Raw genomic sequence first — 16,419 nt, forward strand, 5'->3', positions numbered from 1 at the left:
TGGTTTACTGCTGCGCAGCTTGTCTTATTCCTTTAATATTGAGTTGCAAAGTACGCTTATCGCGCCAAACATTTTCTTCAATACAATAACAAATGTCAAATGGCCGGTCTTGTTTTAAATCGCGAATCCATGAGTGTTGCCCGAACGCGATACACTCAAACATTGCCGAACCATCCTGCTGAACGAACATTTTTAAGTGTTCGCTGCCAACCAATAACGGCTGTCCGCATATTCTTACCCCTTTCGACAAGAACACAGGCGTCATATTAGCGGGGCCAAACGGACCGAACTGGCTTAAAACCCTATAAAATTTTGAGTTTATTTGCGACAGTTTGATTTCGGCATCGATCTTTATCTCGGGAATCAACTGTTCATCAGTTATCGTTGCGCCAACAACCTCTTCAAAACGGTCTATAAAGGCTAGAACATTTTCGGGCGGCATGGTTAATCCTGCCGCATACATGTGGCCGCCATATTGCGTAAGCAAGTCGCTGCAATTACTAAGCGCTTCATATAGATCAAATCCGTAAACAGAACGCGCGGAGCCGGCCACATGCCCGTTAGAACGCGTTAATACAATTGTCGGGCGGTAATATTTTTCGGTTAGCCGCGAAGCCACAATACCTATCACACCTTTATGCCAGCGCTCATTAAATACTACGGTAGATTTTTTGGCAACAAGCGCCGCATCGCTTTTAATCATACTTAAAGCCTCGTCTGTAATGGTCTGGTCATGGCCTTTACGTTCGGCATTGTGGCCATTGATCAACGCGCCGATGTCGCCGGCGTTAAGCACATCATCGGATATCAGCAGGGCTACCGCATGTTTGGCGTCGGCTATACGGCCTGCCGCGTTAATTCGCGGGCCGATGCTGAATACCACGTCGGATATATTTACGCGTTCTTTCTTACCTGCAATCTCCATCAAGGTCTTTATACCCGTGCAGGGCTCGCTATTTAACTTTTGGAGGCCAAAGTAAGCCAGCGTGCGGTTCTCGCCGGTAATGTGTACAATATCGCAAGCAATGCTCACGGCTACAAGGTCCATATAGCAGGCAATGCTTTCAAACGGGATCCCATTCTTTTCGGCATAAGCCTGCACCAGTTTAAAGCCAATGCCACAACCCGAAAGCTCTTTGTAAGGATATTCACAATCCGCGCGCTTTGGGTCTAAAACGCCTATCGCCTTCGGCAGATCACCTCCCGGAAGATGGTGGTCGCAAATAATAAAATCTATCCCTAAACTGTTGGCATAATCTATCTTATCTACCGATTTTATACCGCAGTCTAAAGCAATGATCAGCGAATAGCTGTTTTCCGCAGCATAGTCTATTCCTTGAGTAGAAATGCCATAGCCCTCTTTATACCTGTCGGGAATGTAATAGCTAATGTTGGTAGTACGCTTTGAGAAGAAACTGTAAACCAAGGCTACGGCAGTGGTCCCGTCCACATCGTAGTCACCATAGATCAGAATTTTTTCTTCTTTTTCCAAGGCAGTTTCAATCCTCTCGATTGCCTTTTCCATATCCTGCATTAAAAAAGGATCGTGCAGGTGGCGGATATCCGGCCGGAAAAAATGCTTTGCTTCCTCGAAAGACTTGATCTCGCGCTGTAAAAGCAGGGCTGCTAAAACGGGATCGATGCTTAGTGCTTCAGCCAGTTGCTGTATCACGTCGTCATCGGGCATTTTAAGCCGCGCCCATCGTTTTTGTATATCTTCGCCCACGGTTTAGTAAATATAATTAGCGGCTGGTTTATTAAAAACAAAGGTAAGCCCAAAAAAGTATATAAAAGATATGGCGGCGGTTTTTGCTCTCAAAGAAGGTTCATACTCTGTAGACTCGACTAAGAAATTTATCCCTTTCGACCCCGAGAAAGACGATTTTAAATCCCGCCCGGGTTCAATCTTCATACATGTAAACCCCTTTCTTATCAAAACAGAAAAAGACCTTATTCTTTTGGATAGCGGCTTAGGTTATGCGGCCGAAGATGGCGAACTCTTTTTATATAAGCACATCCGCAACGCAGGGTTCGATCCGGAAGATGTTACACTCGTATTGATGTCGCATCTGCATTATGATCATTCGGGCGGATTAGTTAAAGAAAAAAACGGCAGGCTGGAACCCGCATTTCCGCAGGCTCAGCATGTGATACAACGGGGCGAATGGGAAACTGCATTTTCAGGCAAGTCATCGTCATACCACACAAATATATTTGATGCCTTGCAGCGTTCTGCAGATTTGCATTTTGTTGAAGGCGACGGGGAACTGAAGCCGGGTATCACTTATCAACTATCAGGCGGACACTGCCCTTATCACCAGGTGTTTTTGATTGAGGAAGGTGATACAAAATTTTTCTTTGGCGGAGACGAACTGCCTGAGCCCGAACAACTGATCAGGAAGTTTATTGCCAAGTATGATTACAATGGACGCAAGGCTATGGAATTGCGCGAAATTTACGGACATGAGGCTGCAGAGGATAACCGTACCTGCTTATTTTACCATGCTAAACGTATGCCTGTCGGCAAAGTACAAATGCAAGGCGATGCCTTTACAGTTGTACCAGCTTAAGCCTGCTCTTCTTTTACAAAAAGCTCTTTGATCTTATCTATGTTGAGTGGCTTCGATACGAAATCTTTTACCAGCGCATAAGATTTTGCTTTGTTAATATCGTTGCTAAACACCGAAGATGAAATGATAAATATTTTGGTCTTCGATTCCGGGTCGATATCCAACGCTTTATACTCGTCTAAAAACTCCCAGCCATTCATCACAGGCATATTTATATCCAAAAGGATATAGTCAGGAAGCTGCTGGCCCTGATTTTTAAGTTCTACCAATTTATCTATGGCCAGTTTGCCATTAAGGGCCGAACTGATCTCACTGCTGACAACCGCTTTTTTGATCAGCTTCACCGAAATAAAGTTGTTGATCTCGTCGTCGTCAACTAGCATAATATTCACAGGCCGCTGCTCATTATTCATATGCGGTTATACGTATAGAATGTTTAAAAAGTTTTATTCTCAAAAGTGATAAAATTAACGGCTTAACCAAATAAATGGCTTGTTTTTATTTATACCAGCCGTTACAAATCCTCTTAAAATACATAATTGGTTGATTTATAAACCTAAGTTAATTTGTTGTAACAATTTTTTACTTTGCTTTGCCAATTACACAATGATGAAAAAATTATTACCACTTGCCTTTGCCTTTATATTTTTAACTAATGTTAAAGCCCAGGTTAAGACGCCTGCGGAGGTTTTCCCGGGTTTGTTTGCCGCCGTGCAAATGGCACACCTGTATCCTGATGGTAAAACATTTGCCGATGCAATGCCTAAACGACCTGCCAAAGAAATACTGGCCGACTATAACCGTTTGAAAAATTCGCCCGGTTTCAACTTAAAACAATTTGCCGACCAGAATTTCGAAATACCTCTATCAGTAACCTCGGGCTTTGTGAGCGACATTTCTGCTGGGGTTAGAAAACACATTGACACCCTGTGGAACGTATTGCAACGCAAAGCGGATAAAGACAAAGAAGGGTCGCGCATTAATTTGCCCTACCGTTACATTGTTCCCGGGGGGCGTTTCCGCGAATCTTACTACTGGGATACCTATTTTACCATGCAGGGCCTTGAGGAAAGCGGCCGCTGGGATGTGATAGAGAACATGGTGAAGAACTTTGCCTATGTGATAGACACTTACGGCCATATCCCCAATGGTATGCGCACGTATTACATCAGCCGTTCACAGCCGCCGTTCTTTGCATTGATGGTAGAATTACTGGCCAAGCACAAGGGCAACAAAACCATCACGAAGTATCTGCCGGAACTATTAAAGGAATACAAATACTGGATGGATGGCGTTGGCGGGGTTAAAGTAAATAGCGCGCTGAGGCATGTGGTTAAAATGCCCGATGGCTCTATCCTGAACCGTTATTGTGACGCAAGCCGCACGCCAAGGGAAGAATCATACCGCGAAGATATACTGGCTGCACAACAAAGCAAGCAAAAGGCTGCCGATTATTACCAGAATGCACGTTCGGCGGCAGAATCGGGGTGGGATTTTTGCAGCCGATGGTTTGTTGACGGCAAGCACCTTACTACTATACAAACTACTAAACTGGTACCTGTTGATTTAAACTGTTTACTATATCATTTAGAACAGGTACTGGCACGCTCATATTCGCTTCGCGGAGATGCAATCACCGGCAAGATCTATCTGGCAAGGGCAGACGCGCGTAGGAAGAGCCTGATGAAATTCTGCTGGAACGAAGCCGAAGGCATTTATCAGGATTATAACTGGACAACGCACAAGAAATCGCCATGGTTAACCATCGCCACAACATCACCGCTGTTTTTCAACGTGGCAACGCCCCACCAGGCAGACAAAATAGCCGTTGCTGTAGAAAACAAACTGCTGCAGCCGGGCGGCATAGCTTGTACCATGTTTAATACCGGTGAGCAATGGGACAGGCCGAACGGCTGGGCACCACTGGAGTTTATGGCCATAATGGGGCTGCGCGCTTATGGAAAAGACAAATTAGCAGAAGTTGCCGCCCTGCGCTGGATCAAGCTTAACAAGTCGGCATTTGAGAGTACAGGTAAGCTGCTGGAAAAATATAACATCGAAAACGTTGACGTATCAGTAGGCGGCGGGGGTGAATACCCTTTGCAAGACGGTTTCGGCTGGACCAATGGTGTGCTGCTAAAACTGATGAATATTTATAAGCAGTAGGCTGAATGGGCTTGCGCGCGATTGTATCTCATGCTTAATATGGGGTCGACGTTTTAAACAGCGAAAAGAGTTAACCACTCACTATAAATGAAGGCAAAAGAACATTGGGGATTATTGTGCACTTTAGATTATTTTAGAACTTTCCATAGCAAATAGGATGGGTTTTCTTTAAGGCTTTGTTTATACTCTAAATAGGTTTTATATCCTGATGCGCCAGCAATTGCCGCCGCAAGAAGACTCCAACCACCAGTCATTACAGAGCCAGTCAGTCCCCCTATTAAAATTGTCCCGTCTAGTAATGATTTCTTTTTTAGTGCAGATAATTTACCATTAATCTTTTTTACGCCGGTTTCACCTAACTCATGTAAAATATTTTCCTGTCGTTCTTTTAATTCCTTATCATCGGAAACAAAGCGAAGTTCGCGAAATTGGCGTTCTAGCTCAATTCTAAAATTGGTAAAAACATCCTGATCGTAGTTGCGAATGTCCATGAGTTTCTGAACATCAACATTATCAATAAAAGGCAAATCTAGATTTAATACCTGCTTGGCAGTTACAGACTGCGGTGTTTCTTTGTGATCAAAGCTCTTAATAAGTAGATCGGCGGTAAATTGTTGTTCGGTAATATATGTTGCCTTTAAACTCTCAGCAATACCAATCTCTTGATATACTCTATCAACTAGATTTATAGCGGTTCTATTAATAGATTGCTTAACCCATCCTTGCCACTCTTCTTTACTAACAGGATAATCGGCCAATCGCATTCTTGTTTCAAAAACATTGGGTTTCTCTGTTGGAAGATACTCTTGGAGGAAATAATGATAAATCATTCCATTTTTAAATTTATCGTCACCAAATCCAATGTGAATGCCTGGCGTAAAATCCAATTCATGTAATAACTGCCAGCCTCCTTTACTAGTTGCCTTCATTGAATTAACAACAGCATTTTCTTTGCAAAACTGGTGGATTGCTGGAGGCAAATCATTTTCAAAGAAAACTGGTGAATAATAAACCGGAGTATGCTCTTGAGGCTCAAATACCCAACTTGCAGGAATTAGTTTTACGTAATCTCCTGAGACCATTGGAGTTATTTTTTTGAGCTTTAAAAGTGCTTTTACAAGGCTATTCCTATCAAGGCTATTTTCATTCTTATAGCCGAGATAGGATCCCATGACAATACTTTGCGCACTTTTCTCATAAGCGAGTTTAAACAACGGATCATCAAGAATAAATTGTTCAATATAGAAAGCGCTTTTCGTTAATGTTTTTTCTGGAATATCGTCTATTGTAGAAAATACCTTTAAAGATGATTGCTTTGAAACAATGTCAAGGAAGATTTCATTTTTATGCGACAGTATGTAATTACGATAATTTTCAAGTTCCCTTTTTATCTCATTATCTGAATAATTTTTAAAACTGCTTGTTAAAAATGTCTCTTCGAAAAAAAAACTATTCGCTAAAAAATCATAAGATATGCAACCCATATTTAAAGTTAGCATAATGACTTGTTTAAATAACTAATTCAATTTGAATAAGTGTAACTCGATAATACGTCATGTCAGCCTGAGCCTGTCGAAAGCATAATATAATGTGATAACAACAAATCCTTCGTACCCTACAATTGCCTTGCAATTTACCTGTTTCAGTGGCACCAATTTGTCAGCTAAAAAGCAGCCTACTGACAAAATAGTGCTTGCAGGTAAACGCTGTAACGGGCTGATAATTAATAAAGAGCGAAACCTTGTCATATACTTAAAAGTAAGGAACGCCTGTTTCAACTGTTTCACCTGAAACAGTGAAACACCCGCGAAATCGTGTCACAAAAAAAGCTCCGCCTGTGCAGGGGAGCTATGCAAATAATATGGTGATTTCAGGTGCCGTATTCTGGCGTGGTAACTTCGCTTTCTTCAAATTCGTAATCTGTCAACGGCGGGCAAGAGCAGATCAATGTACGGTCGCCGTAAGTGTCATTTACCCTGCCTACAGACGGCCAGAATTTATACTGCGCCACATAAGGCAGCGGGAAGGCGGCTTTCTGGCGGGTATAAGGATGCTCCCATTCATTTGCCGTAATTACAGCAGCTGTATGTGGTGCATTCTTCAACGGGTTATCGGTTTTATCTGACACTTCTTTCTGAACGTCATCTATCTCATGACGGATCGCGATCATCGCGTCGCAGAAACGATCCAACTCGTGCTTAGGTTCAGATTCGGTCGGCTCAACCATCACAGTCCCTGCAACCGGGAAGGACACCGTAGGCGCGTGGAAGCCGTAGTCCATCAAACGTTTAGCAATATCGGTAACCTCTATGCCAAAGTTTTTAAACGCGCGGCAATCCAGGATCATCTCATGAGCGCAACGGCCATGCGAGCCGGTGTACAATACAGGGTAGTGCTGCTCTAAACGCGACTTGATATAGTTAGCGTTTAAGATGGCGTAACGTGTAGCGTTAGTAAGACCGTCACCGCCCATCATGGCGATGTAGGCGTGCGAGATTATCAATATAGATGCAGATCCCCATGGCGCTGCGGATACAGCCGGGATGGATTTGCCTTTGTCAATATCTACCACGGCATGGCCGGGCAGGTAAGGCACGAGGTGCGCTGCTACGCCGATTGGACCCATGCCTGGGCCACCGCCGCCGTGAGGTATGCAGAACGTTTTGTGCAGGTTAAGGTGGCAAACGTCGGCACCAATATTTGCCGGGCTGGTTAAGCCAACCTGCGCGTTCATATTAGCACCGTCCATATAAACCTGTCCGCCGTTTTGGTGAATGATCTCGCATATTTCTATGATAGACTCTTCGAACACACCATGGGTTGACGGGTAGGTCACCATGAGGCAAGACAGCTCGTCTTTGTATTGCTCGGCGCGGGCTTTAAGATCGGCAACGTCAATGTTGCCATTCTCGTCACATTTTACAACAACGATCTTCATCCCGGCCATTGCCGCCGAAGCAGGGTTGGTACCATGCGCCGAAGACGGGATCAAGGCAATGTTACGTTGGGTATCGCCACGGTTGTGGTGGTAGGCGCGGATAACCATTAAGCCTGCGTATTCGCCCTGAGCGCCGGCATTTGGCTGCAAGCTCATGGCGGCGAAGCCCGTGATCTCGCTCAGCCAGTCATTCAACTCGCTAAACAGTTGCATATAACCTCCAACCTGGTCGGCCGGCGCAAAGGGGTGCATCTTGCTAAACTCTGCCCAGGTAACCGGCACCATCTCTGTTGTGGCGTTCAGTTTCATGGTACAAGAACCTAATGCTATCATAGAGTGGCAAAGCGAAAGGTCTTTAGCTTCTAACGATTTGACATAACGCAGCATCTCATGCTCTGAGTGATGCGAATTGAATACCGGGTGATCAAGATATTCGCTTGTACGCTGCAAGCCGGCAGGGATAATGGTATCAATATTAGCCTGCAGGCTTTCAAAACCGGCATCATTAAGGGTTTTACCTTTAACTTTGGCAAAGAAGCGCACTATGGTCTCAACGTCCTTTACGCTGGTGGTCTCGTCCAATGAGATGGTGACTACAGAACCTTTGTAATGCAGGTTCACCTCATTGTTCAATGCCTCACTGTGGATAGGACCTGCCAGATCGCCCAGGTCAAACTTTAATGTATCAAAATAGGCATCATTTAACTGCTGATAGCCTAGCGCGTTTAGCGATTTGGCCAGCAAAACAGATAAACCATGTATACGTTCGGCGATCAATTTTACACCCTGCGGACCGTGGTAAACCGCGTACATGCCGGCCATGATAGCCAGCAAGGCCTGTGCGGTACAAATGTTTGAAGTTGCTTTATCGCGGCGGATGTGCTGCTCGCGGGTTTGTAAAGCCATGCGCAAAGCATAGTCGCCGGCGCTATCAATGGTTACGCCAATGATACGGCCCGGTATCGACCTCTTATATTCTTCTTTAGTAGCAAAAAACGCGGCATGCGGGCCACCAAAGCCCATTGGCACTCCAAAACGCTGTGAAGTACCAACCACGATATCGGCACCCCATTCGCCCGGAGGCGTTAACAGCACCAGGCTCATCAGGTCGGCAACAACAGTTAACTTGATGTTTTTACTATGAGCGGCAGCGGCAAAATCTTTATAGTCATATACTACGCCATCACCTGCCGGATATTGTACAATAGCACCGAACATATCCTCGGTCAGTTCAACCGTACGGTGGTCGCCCACCTGCAGTTTGATGCCATAGGGTTCTGAACGGGTTTTAAGGATGTCTATAGTTTGCGGGAAAACTTCTTCGGAAACAAAGAACACATTCGCTTTTTGATTTTTACGCAAGCTGTACTGCATAAACATGGCCTCGGCGGCGGCAGTGCCTTCGTCCAGTAAAGACGCATTGGCTATTTCCATTCCCGTAAGGCTGATCACCATTGTCTGGAAATTCAACAATGCCTGTAAACGGCCCTGGGCTATCTCGGCCTGATAAGGGGTGTACTGCGTATACCATCCCGGGTTTTCCAAGATGTTTCGCTGGATAACACCCGGAACTATTACATCATAATACCCCTGGCCTATGTAGCTCTTGAACACCCGGTTTTTCGACGCGGTTTGTTTAAGTGTGTTCAGGTAATCGAACTCGCTTTTAGCAGCAGGCAAATTCAATGGCTTTTTAAGCCTGATCTTTGCAGGTATGGTCTGATCTATCAGGTCGTCAAGCGAGCTTGCACCAACGGCTTTTAACATTTTGGCGGTGTCAGCCTCGTTTGGCGCAATATGCCTGCCCTGAAATTTTTCCTGATAATTGATGTTAATACTCATGTGCGGGTTACCCTCTGAATTTAAAGTGCAAATGTAAGTTTTTGCAAGGGTAAAGGCAATTGGCTATGTCACAATACCATAGTTATTGCCATGTGTTTACACTTCGCCTTCGGCGGGTATTTCTTCTGCAGTTTTAATGCCCGACAAGCGCGCAAGATACATTTGAATGGTAGTTTCTAACCCAAAATATAGGGCATCGCTTATCAAAGCATGGCCTATGCTTACTTCCAGCAAACCGGGTATGTTTTCTGCAAAGTACGCAAGGTTGTTTAAATCCAGGTCGTGGCCGGCGTTAAGCCCAAGGTTTACTTTCTGTGCCGTTTGCGCCGCCTTAACATAATCAGCAATGGATGCCTCTTTGCCCTCGGTGTATTTGGTAGCATACCCCTCTGTGTACAGTTCAATGCGATCGGTACCCGTTTCGGCGGCAGCTTCTACCATTTCTGTTTGCGGGTCAACAAACAGCGAAACCCGGATTCCCTGATCTTTAAATTTCTTTACGGTTTCTGTCAGATACACTTTATTGGCTATCGTGTCCCAGCCATGGTTTGATGTTAGCTGGCCAAGCGCATCTGGCACCAATGTTACCTGATGCGGTTTTATATTGAGCACCAGGTCTACAAATTTCTGTTCCTGGCAATTGCCCTCTATATTAAATTCTGTAGTTACAATATCTTTAAGCGCATAAACGTCGGCATAGCGAATGTGGCGTTCATCGGGGCGGGGGTGAACTGTTATACCTTGCGCACCAAAGGCTTCGCAATCGCGGGCAACTTTTAAAAGATCGGGGTTATTTCCGCCACGTGAATTTCTAAGCGTGGCGATCTTGTTTACATTTACAGAAAGGCGAGTCATCGGCATCGGAAATTTTTTTAAGGTTGATGTATTAGCAAGTATATAACATCGCAAACATTTTTCTGATTGGTTTATTTGAAAATGACACCAATCCAAGCTTATGCGATTTAAATGTTTACTATTATTAGTCCTATTTTTTATATTCTCAAACGCCCGTGGTCAGGCCAATTTTGAGCATATAATTAATTACAGTGTGTATTACGGGTGGGCGCACAATGCCCCGCAGGATTGGGTTGTTTTAAGAAAATTCGAGAACCGTGGGAAGCCTTATTTTCTGATGGTCAACCCTCAAACGCTGCAAACTAAAGTCGACGAGCCGGCAGCCTATCAATTCAAACCGATGACTTTGCCTCAACTGCGCGGCATGTTTAAGAATTCGGCGTATGCAAGGGCACTTGGCGAAGCAGAGAAAAAATCCGTGATGATACAGAATGCCGGTATTGAGCGCGGTATCCCTACAGAGATGGGCATTAGTCTTACGGCAGACCTTTGCCCGTCTCACAGGCCGCTGGACAAGCGGATATTCACAGACATGATCAGCGGCTTTCAAAAAGTTGAGCGCCCGGTACCCATTGCGCTGTCTATTTCGGGCGTCTGGATGCAGCGACATCAGGCAGATTTGCAGTGGCTTAAACAGTTACAGCAAAAACAAGAGATCTATATCACTTGGGTAAACCACTCTTTTACGCACAGGGTAAGTGCGAGCCGCCCGCTAAAAGAGAATTTCCTGCTAGAGCCGGGCACCAACATCAGCTACGAAGTTTTAGAAACAGAAAAACTGATGCTTAAAGAGGGATTGCTTCCATCTGTATTCTTTCGTTTCCCGGGTCTGGTATCAGACCAGCAACTGGTTTACGCGATCACAAATTTCGGGTTGATCCCAATAGGGACAGACGCATGGCTTGCCAAGGGCCAGCATCCACAGGCAGGCAGCATTGTATTGATACATGGCAATGGGAATGAACCCGTAGGCGTTGCAGAATTCATAAAATTGCTACAACAAAAAGCACCATCCATCGCAAAAAAACAGTGGCTGTTGTACGACTTGCGCGAGACGGTAGACGAGGAGTTTGAAGGAAGCCATTGATTTGTAACATATTGACAGGCTGCTTGTCTAAATAAAAAACAATCATAACATGGACCATACATTAATAACCACCAGTACAGGTTTAGAAGGTTACAAAGTTATTAAACATTTAGGCGTTGTACGCGGCATAACAGTACGCAGCCGCAGTGTTTTGGGTAATATGGCAGGCGGCTTCCAGGCTCTGTTTGGCGGGCAGCTATCTATTTATACAGAGCTTTGCGAAAATGCCCGCGAAGAAGCATACCAGTTACTGATACAACACGCGCAAGCTATTGGTGCCAATGGCATCATAAATATGCGTTACGATGCCAATGAAATTATGCAGGGTGTTACCGAAGTGCTTGCCTACGGTACCGCGGTAGTGGTGGGGAAGGCATAACGCTTCCCGATTTACGATAACTGAATACAAGTCCGAAATTTTAGTATTTCGGACTTTTTTATGACTATATAAACTTGATAATGCCGGCATTGGTGTCTAAATTTATTTAGAAGACGCTCCTTGATAATCAACCAGGAGCGTAACCTTTATAAATCCATACTTCATGAAAAAGCATAAATTAACACTCGCGGCACTTTTGCTTTTTAGCATCGTACAAATAGGCTTTGCGCAAAAACCGGCACAACCCTTTTTGAAATTTGACGATGCGCCAAATATGCCTTACCGACTGCTTTGGCCGGCAGTGGTAAACAGCGGACCGAGTATTTACGCCATAAACGGCTATGCTGTTTACGCAGGCGGGTATAGTTCAAATATCCTTGAATTTAATACTGCAACCCAAAAGTGGAAAACCGTAAGTAACGGTATGGGTTATAAAGCGCAGTCAGAGGCAGCTTATGTCTCATCTACCAACACTACTTATGTTTTTGGCGGGGTAAAGTTCGGCGGCAACTCCGTTTACCGCGAAGTGCAAAAGATAGATATGGCGAGCGGCGCAATTACAACGCTGCACATCTCTAACCCAATGGCGTCCGCCTATGGCACCGCCTTGGAATATGATGGCAACATTTATATTTTGGGTGGCACGGCTGATGACAAACACACCATTAATTCGACTTACAAATTTGAGCCAGCTACGCAGAAATTTACCAAGCTGGCAGATATGCCCGAGAGCCTGGAAACGGCCGGGGCGCTAGTAAACGGTGTGATCTACACTTTTGGCGGATACGATCAGTTCTTAAAACGGATGTCGACCACCATATCAGCTTATGACATTAAAGCTAACAAGTGGGCTGTCGTGGGTAAACTGCCCGATGCCGTATCAGCGAATAGTGTTGCTGTGTATAGAAACCTCATTTTTGTGATAGGCGGATACGATAAGGAAAACTTTCTGGGTTATTACGATACTGAAAGTAAAACATTTACCAAGCTGCACTCTAACTTTGAGGGGCGCCGTGCTGCCGGTGCAGCCGTTGTTGGGGATAAACTTTACGTGTTTGGAGGTGCGTCCAGGTTTGCATTAATGCACGGCACCAAATCTGTACAGGTGGCAGATCTTAAACAGTTCGCAAAATCTTATACCGCTGACTTTAAGTAAAATTTAATGAGCAGTGCCGATTTTACAACAGCATTTATAGTTAAGCAAAGTCCGGAAGAAGTATTTAACGCCATAAATAATGTGCGTGGCTGGTGGACCGAAGGTGTTACCGGGCAAACGGAAAATTTAAACGATGAGTTTTCCGTCCGGTTTTGGGATGTACATTACTCAAACCAAAAAATCGTTGAAGTGACCCCTAATCATAAAGTGGTATGGCTGGTAACAGACAGCAAACTTACTTTTATTGAGGATGAAAATGAATGGACCGGCAGCCGCATTGTTTTCGATATCAACCCGCATGAAGATGGAACGGAGATGCGCTTTACGCAGGTTGGATTACAACCATACGTCGAGTGCTATGATGCCTGCTCAAATGCCTGGACAGGGTATATACAAAACAGCTTAAAATATCTGATAACCACAGGCATAGGGAAACCGACAACAAAAAAGGAATTGGAAAGTTAATTGCATCCAATAAAAAAGCGCCTCGGTTTCCCGACGCGCTTTTTGAATTTTCAATTTCTACTTAGTAACGGTAGTATTCCGGTTTGAACGGACCTTCTACAGTTACGCCGATATATTCAGCTTGATCCTGATCAAGTACTTCCAGCTCTACACCAATTTTAGCCAGATGTAAACGGGCAACTTTCTCGTCAAGGTGTTTAGGCAATACATAAACCTGGTTCTCATATTTGCCCGGGTTTGTCCAAAGCTCTAATTGTGCTAAGGTTTGGTTGGTGAATGAGTTACTCATTACAAAGCTTGGGTGGCCGGTAGCACAACCTAAGTTTACCAAACGGCCTTCGGCCAATATGATCACGTCTTTACCTTCAACGTTGTACTTATCAACCTGCGGTTTGATCTCAACCTTAGTTAAGCCATAAGCACCGTTTAACCAAGCCATATCGATCTCATTATCAAAGTGACCGATGTTACAAACGATAGCCTTATCTTTCAACGCGCGGAAGTGTTTTTCACGAACGATGTTTTTATTACCTGTAGCAGTTACAACTATATCTGCTTCAGCTATAGCGGTATCCAGTTTTTTAACTTCATAACCTTCCATAGCTGCTTGTAGAGCACAGATAGGATCAATTTCGGTTACGATAACACGTACACCCGCGTTGCGCAAAGAATCTGCAGAACCTTTACCAACATCACCATAACCACAAACAACAGCTACTTTACCAGCCATCATTACGTCAGTAGCGCGTCGAATTGCGTCTACTAATGACTCGCGGCAGCCGTACTTGTTATCGAATTTTGATTTAGTTACAGAGTCGTTGATGTTAATAGCCGGAATTGGCAATGTACCTGCTTTAACGCGCTCATATAAACGGTGTACACCGGTAGTAGTTTCTTCAGAAAGGCCTTTAATGCCTGCAACTAATTCAGGATAACGGTCAAGAACCATATTGGTTAAGTCGCCGCCGTCATCAAGGATCATGTTTAGCGGCTGGCGGTCCTCGCCAAAGAATAAAGTTTGCTCGATACACCAGTCAAACTCCTCCTCATTCATACCTTTCCAGGCATAAACAGAGATACCTGCGTCGGCAATAGCTGCAGCTGCATGGTCTTGGGTTGAAAAAATGTTACAAGAAGACCAGGTAACTTCTGCGCCTAAAGCTTTAAGCGTTTCAATTAAAACAGCGGTTTGGATGGTCATATGCAGACAACCTGCAATACGCGCACCTTTTAACGGCTGTGACGGCCCATATTCTGCACGAAGCGCCATTAAGCCCGGCATTTCTGCCTCGGCCAGTTCAATTTCTTTACGGCCCCATGAAGCTAATGACGGGTCCTTAACTTTACTTTTTACAAATGTTGTCTCTACTGATGACATGATTTTTCAATTTTAATTACCGCAAAATTAGTTATTAACATGCTGTAAATAAAACCATCAGCCAAAGCAGCGCAATTTATTCGCTTAGGGTAAGATATTGCTGCGGGTTTACTGCCCGGCCGTTACGCCTTACTTCATAGTGTAAATGGGGACCTGTTGAGCGGCCTGTTGAACCAACTTTGCCAATTACCTCGCCAACGGTAACACTTTGACCTTCATGAACGCTAATACGCGACAGGTGCCCATACCATGTTTGCACACCATTTGCGTGCTGAATGCGCACGCAATTACCGTATCCGCCCGCACGACCTGTAAAGACAATGCGGCCGCTTGCCGTGCACTTAACCGGGTCGCCTACCTGCCCGCGGAAATCCAGACCGGGGTGAAATTCATTACGGCCAAAATCAAATGGGTTACCTCTATAGCCAAAGAAAGAAGTAAAACTGCTGATACGCGGATAACCCATTGGCACCATTGCAACGTTGTTTACCAATAGCTCCAGGTAACGGTTATACTTGGCATATAGCTGTATGTTTGATGCCTTCTTAGAAGGGTTTGCTGATATACTTGCCGTTACACCTCTGAAAGAAACGCTCTTTAATCCGCGGCGACCCAGGTAATCGTTTATCTTTTTAAGCTTTCCTTGTATACCGTCTATGTAGCTTAATGCTTTTGTGTTGCTGCTATCTGTAGCGGCTGTCAAGGCCTCAAGGCGTGTAGTGCCTGCATCCAGCTGGCTGCGCAGGGCCACAACCTGAGTTGAAAGCCTGTAATTTTCTTCGGCCTGTGCTACGCCGTTATCATATAAACGTTTTACACTATAGGTCAATCCGGCAGCTAAACTAAATGCTATAACCAGCGTAAATCTTAATCTGTTAAAATGCTTGGCTTTTACTTGCAGTACTTTGGCGTTAGATCCGTTTTCATCAAATACTCCGTCCACACCTAAATCTCTTCGTTTTAAGTTCATACAATAATCTAAATTTTTAATCAGGGGGCGCTTGCACATTGCCGGGCAAGCTCAAAAATAACGTCAACTTAATGTTAATATTTTAGCGCCTAAAAATATTTATTAGCGGTTTAGTTACTTTTGTATTCCAAATATAAAAAAAGATGATGTATCCAGAATATTTAGTGGCCCCGATGAGGGCCGAGTTGACAAACGAAGGTTTTGAAGAACTTTTGAATGCCGATGCTGTAAAAGAAGCCGTTGAAAGCGAAGGCACTACGTTTGTTATGGTGAATTCTGTTTGTGGCTGTGCTGCCGCGAACGCCCGCCCTGCTGCGCGCATGGCAGCTAAGAATGGCAAACGCCCGAACAAATTAGTTACAGTTTTTGCGGGTATGGAAAAAGACGCTGTTGATGCTGCCCGCAATTATATGTTGCCTTACCCGCCGTCTTCGCCATCTATGGCGTTGTTTAAAGACGGTAAACTGGTGCACATTATCGAGCGCCATCAAATTGAAGGCCGCCCGGCACAAATGATCGCCGATAACCTTGTTCACGCGTTTGACCAGTACTGCTAATCGTTTTTGATCAGATATTAAAAAGGCCGCCCTTATCGAGGCGGCCTTTTTCGTAT

The 16,419-nt window shown here is 44.6% G+C and carries 14 protein-coding genes; 7 read left to right on the top strand and 7 right to left on the bottom strand.

Annotated features, from left to right (window positions below):
* Positions 1-4: 4 nt before the first annotated feature.
* Complete coding sequence (gene recJ, locus GO620_RS14145) at positions 5-1,714, bottom strand: single-stranded-DNA-specific exonuclease RecJ (RefSeq protein ID WP_394368561.1); 1,710 nt, start codon at positions 1,712-1,714, stop codon at positions 5-7.
* Positions 1,715-1,796: 82 nt separating this feature from the next.
* On the opposite strand from recJ, the gene GO620_RS14150 reads away from it, so the two are divergent.
* Positions 1,797-2,570 carry an MBL fold metallo-hydrolase gene (locus tag GO620_RS14150; RefSeq protein WP_157524421.1) on the top strand — a complete coding sequence of 258 codons (774 nt, stop codon included), beginning with the start codon at positions 1,797-1,799 and terminating at the stop codon, positions 2,568-2,570.
* On the opposite strand, the gene GO620_RS14155 is transcribed toward GO620_RS14150, so the two are convergent.
* Positions 2,567-2,983: a response regulator gene (locus GO620_RS14155; RefSeq protein WP_157524422.1), complete on the bottom strand. Its 417-nt coding sequence runs from the start codon at positions 2,981-2,983 to the stop codon at positions 2,567-2,569. The genes GO620_RS14150 and GO620_RS14155 overlap by 4 nt on opposite strands.
* Positions 2,984-3,179: 196 nt before the next feature.
* Between GO620_RS14155 and treF the strand changes: the two genes are divergently transcribed.
* On the top strand, positions 3,180-4,736 hold the full coding sequence (gene treF / locus GO620_RS14160; RefSeq protein WP_244139414.1) for an alpha,alpha-trehalase TreF: 1,557 nt from the start codon (positions 3,180-3,182) through the stop codon (positions 4,734-4,736).
* A 128-nt stretch (positions 4,737-4,864) separates the two neighbouring features.
* Here treF and GO620_RS14165 read toward each other — a convergent pair whose 3' ends face one another.
* The 3 genes from GO620_RS14165 to GO620_RS14175 all read right to left on the bottom strand — a co-directional run bounded on the left by GO620_RS14165 (position 4,865) and on the right by GO620_RS14175 (position 10,371).
* Positions 4,865-6,235, bottom strand: a complete 1,371-nt coding sequence (locus GO620_RS14165; protein WP_157524424.1) for a hypothetical protein — start codon at positions 6,233-6,235, stop codon at positions 4,865-4,867.
* A gap of 371 nt (positions 6,236-6,606) precedes the next feature.
* Positions 6,607-9,516, bottom strand: coding sequence for an aminomethyl-transferring glycine dehydrogenase (gcvP, locus tag GO620_RS14170; protein WP_157524425.1), 2,910 nt, complete (start codon positions 9,514-9,516; stop codon positions 6,607-6,609).
* 96 nt (positions 9,517-9,612) lie between these two features.
* Positions 9,613-10,371, bottom strand: coding sequence for a pyridoxine 5'-phosphate synthase (locus GO620_RS14175; RefSeq protein ID WP_157525115.1), 759 nt, complete (start codon positions 10,369-10,371; stop codon positions 9,613-9,615).
* Positions 10,372-10,471: 100 nt separating this feature from the next.
* Here GO620_RS14175 and GO620_RS14180 point away from each other — a divergent pair, with 100 nt between their 5' ends.
* From GO620_RS14180 to GO620_RS14195, 4 genes are all read left to right on the top strand, one after another.
* Positions 10,472-11,458, top strand: a complete 987-nt coding sequence (locus GO620_RS14180; protein ID WP_157524426.1) for a polysaccharide deacetylase family protein — start codon at positions 10,472-10,474, stop codon at positions 11,456-11,458.
* A 49-nt stretch (positions 11,459-11,507) separates the two neighbouring features.
* Complete coding sequence (locus GO620_RS14185) at positions 11,508-11,837, top strand: YbjQ family protein (RefSeq protein WP_157524427.1); 330 nt, start codon at positions 11,508-11,510, stop codon at positions 11,835-11,837.
* Between the two features lie 163 nt (positions 11,838-12,000).
* On the top strand, positions 12,001-12,993 hold the full coding sequence (locus GO620_RS14190; protein ID WP_157524428.1) for a Kelch repeat-containing protein: 993 nt from the start codon (positions 12,001-12,003) through the stop codon (positions 12,991-12,993).
* 6 nt (positions 12,994-12,999) lie between these two features.
* Positions 13,000-13,458 (top strand): SRPBCC family protein, encoded by a 459-nt coding sequence (locus GO620_RS14195; RefSeq protein WP_157524429.1) that lies wholly within the window; start codon positions 13,000-13,002, stop codon positions 13,456-13,458.
* 61 nt (positions 13,459-13,519) lie between these two features.
* Here GO620_RS14195 and ahcY read toward each other — a convergent pair whose 3' ends face one another.
* Together ahcY and GO620_RS14205 are read right to left on the bottom strand one after the other, a co-directional pair.
* A complete protein-coding gene (gene ahcY / locus GO620_RS14200) occupies positions 13,520-14,836 on the bottom strand; it encodes an adenosylhomocysteinase (protein ID WP_157524430.1) in 1,317 nt (438 codons plus the stop codon).
* Between the two features lie 76 nt (positions 14,837-14,912).
* Positions 14,913-15,806, bottom strand: coding sequence for a M23 family metallopeptidase (locus GO620_RS14205; RefSeq protein WP_198173532.1), 894 nt, complete (start codon positions 15,804-15,806; stop codon positions 14,913-14,915).
* A gap of 146 nt (positions 15,807-15,952) precedes the next feature.
* On the opposite strand from GO620_RS14205, the gene GO620_RS14210 reads away from it, so the two are divergent.
* Positions 15,953-16,363 carry a BrxA/BrxB family bacilliredoxin gene (locus GO620_RS14210; protein ID WP_157525117.1) on the top strand — a complete coding sequence of 137 codons (411 nt, stop codon included), beginning with the start codon at positions 15,953-15,955 and terminating at the stop codon, positions 16,361-16,363.
* Positions 16,364-16,419 lie beyond the last annotated feature (56 nt).

Origin of the sequence: Mucilaginibacter ginkgonis (assembly GCF_009754905.2) — a bacterium.
Lineage (GTDB): Bacteria > Bacteroidota > Bacteroidia > Sphingobacteriales > Sphingobacteriaceae > Mucilaginibacter > Mucilaginibacter ginkgonis.

What these genes read in the sequence shown, in the direction of transcription:
- GO620_RS14150 (WP_157524421.1), top strand. Translation starts at nt 1,797, where the DNA reads ATGGCGGCGGTTTTTGCTCTCAAAGAAGGTTCATACTCTGTAGACTCG.
- GO620_RS14155 (WP_157524422.1), bottom strand. Translation starts at nt 2,983, where the DNA reads ATGAATAATGAGCAGCGGCCTGTGAATATTATGCTAGTTGACGACGAC.
- treF (WP_244139414.1), top strand. Translation starts at nt 3,180, where the DNA reads ATGAAAAAATTATTACCACTTGCCTTTGCCTTTATATTTTTAACTAAT.
- GO620_RS14165 (WP_157524424.1), bottom strand. Translation starts at nt 6,235, where the DNA reads ATGCTAACTTTAAATATGGGTTGCATATCTTATGATTTTTTAGCGAAT.
- gcvP (WP_157524425.1), bottom strand. Translation starts at nt 9,516, where the DNA reads ATGAGTATTAACATCAATTATCAGGAAAAATTTCAGGGCAGGCATATT.
- GO620_RS14175 (WP_157525115.1), bottom strand. Translation starts at nt 10,371, where the DNA reads ATGACTCGCCTTTCTGTAAATGTAAACAAGATCGCCACGCTTAGAAAT.
- GO620_RS14180 (WP_157524426.1), top strand. Translation starts at nt 10,472, where the DNA reads ATGCGATTTAAATGTTTACTATTATTAGTCCTATTTTTTATATTCTCA.
- GO620_RS14185 (WP_157524427.1), top strand. Translation starts at nt 11,508, where the DNA reads ATGGACCATACATTAATAACCACCAGTACAGGTTTAGAAGGTTACAAA.
- GO620_RS14190 (WP_157524428.1), top strand. Translation starts at nt 12,001, where the DNA reads ATGAAAAAGCATAAATTAACACTCGCGGCACTTTTGCTTTTTAGCATC.
- GO620_RS14195 (WP_157524429.1), top strand. Translation starts at nt 13,000, where the DNA reads ATGAGCAGTGCCGATTTTACAACAGCATTTATAGTTAAGCAAAGTCCG.
- ahcY (WP_157524430.1), bottom strand. Translation starts at nt 14,836, where the DNA reads ATGTCATCAGTAGAGACAACATTTGTAAAAAGTAAAGTTAAGGACCCG.
- GO620_RS14205 (WP_198173532.1), bottom strand. Translation starts at nt 15,806, where the DNA reads ATGAACTTAAAACGAAGAGATTTAGGTGTGGACGGAGTATTTGATGAA.
- GO620_RS14210 (WP_157525117.1), top strand. Translation starts at nt 15,953, where the DNA reads ATGTATCCAGAATATTTAGTGGCCCCGATGAGGGCCGAGTTGACAAAC.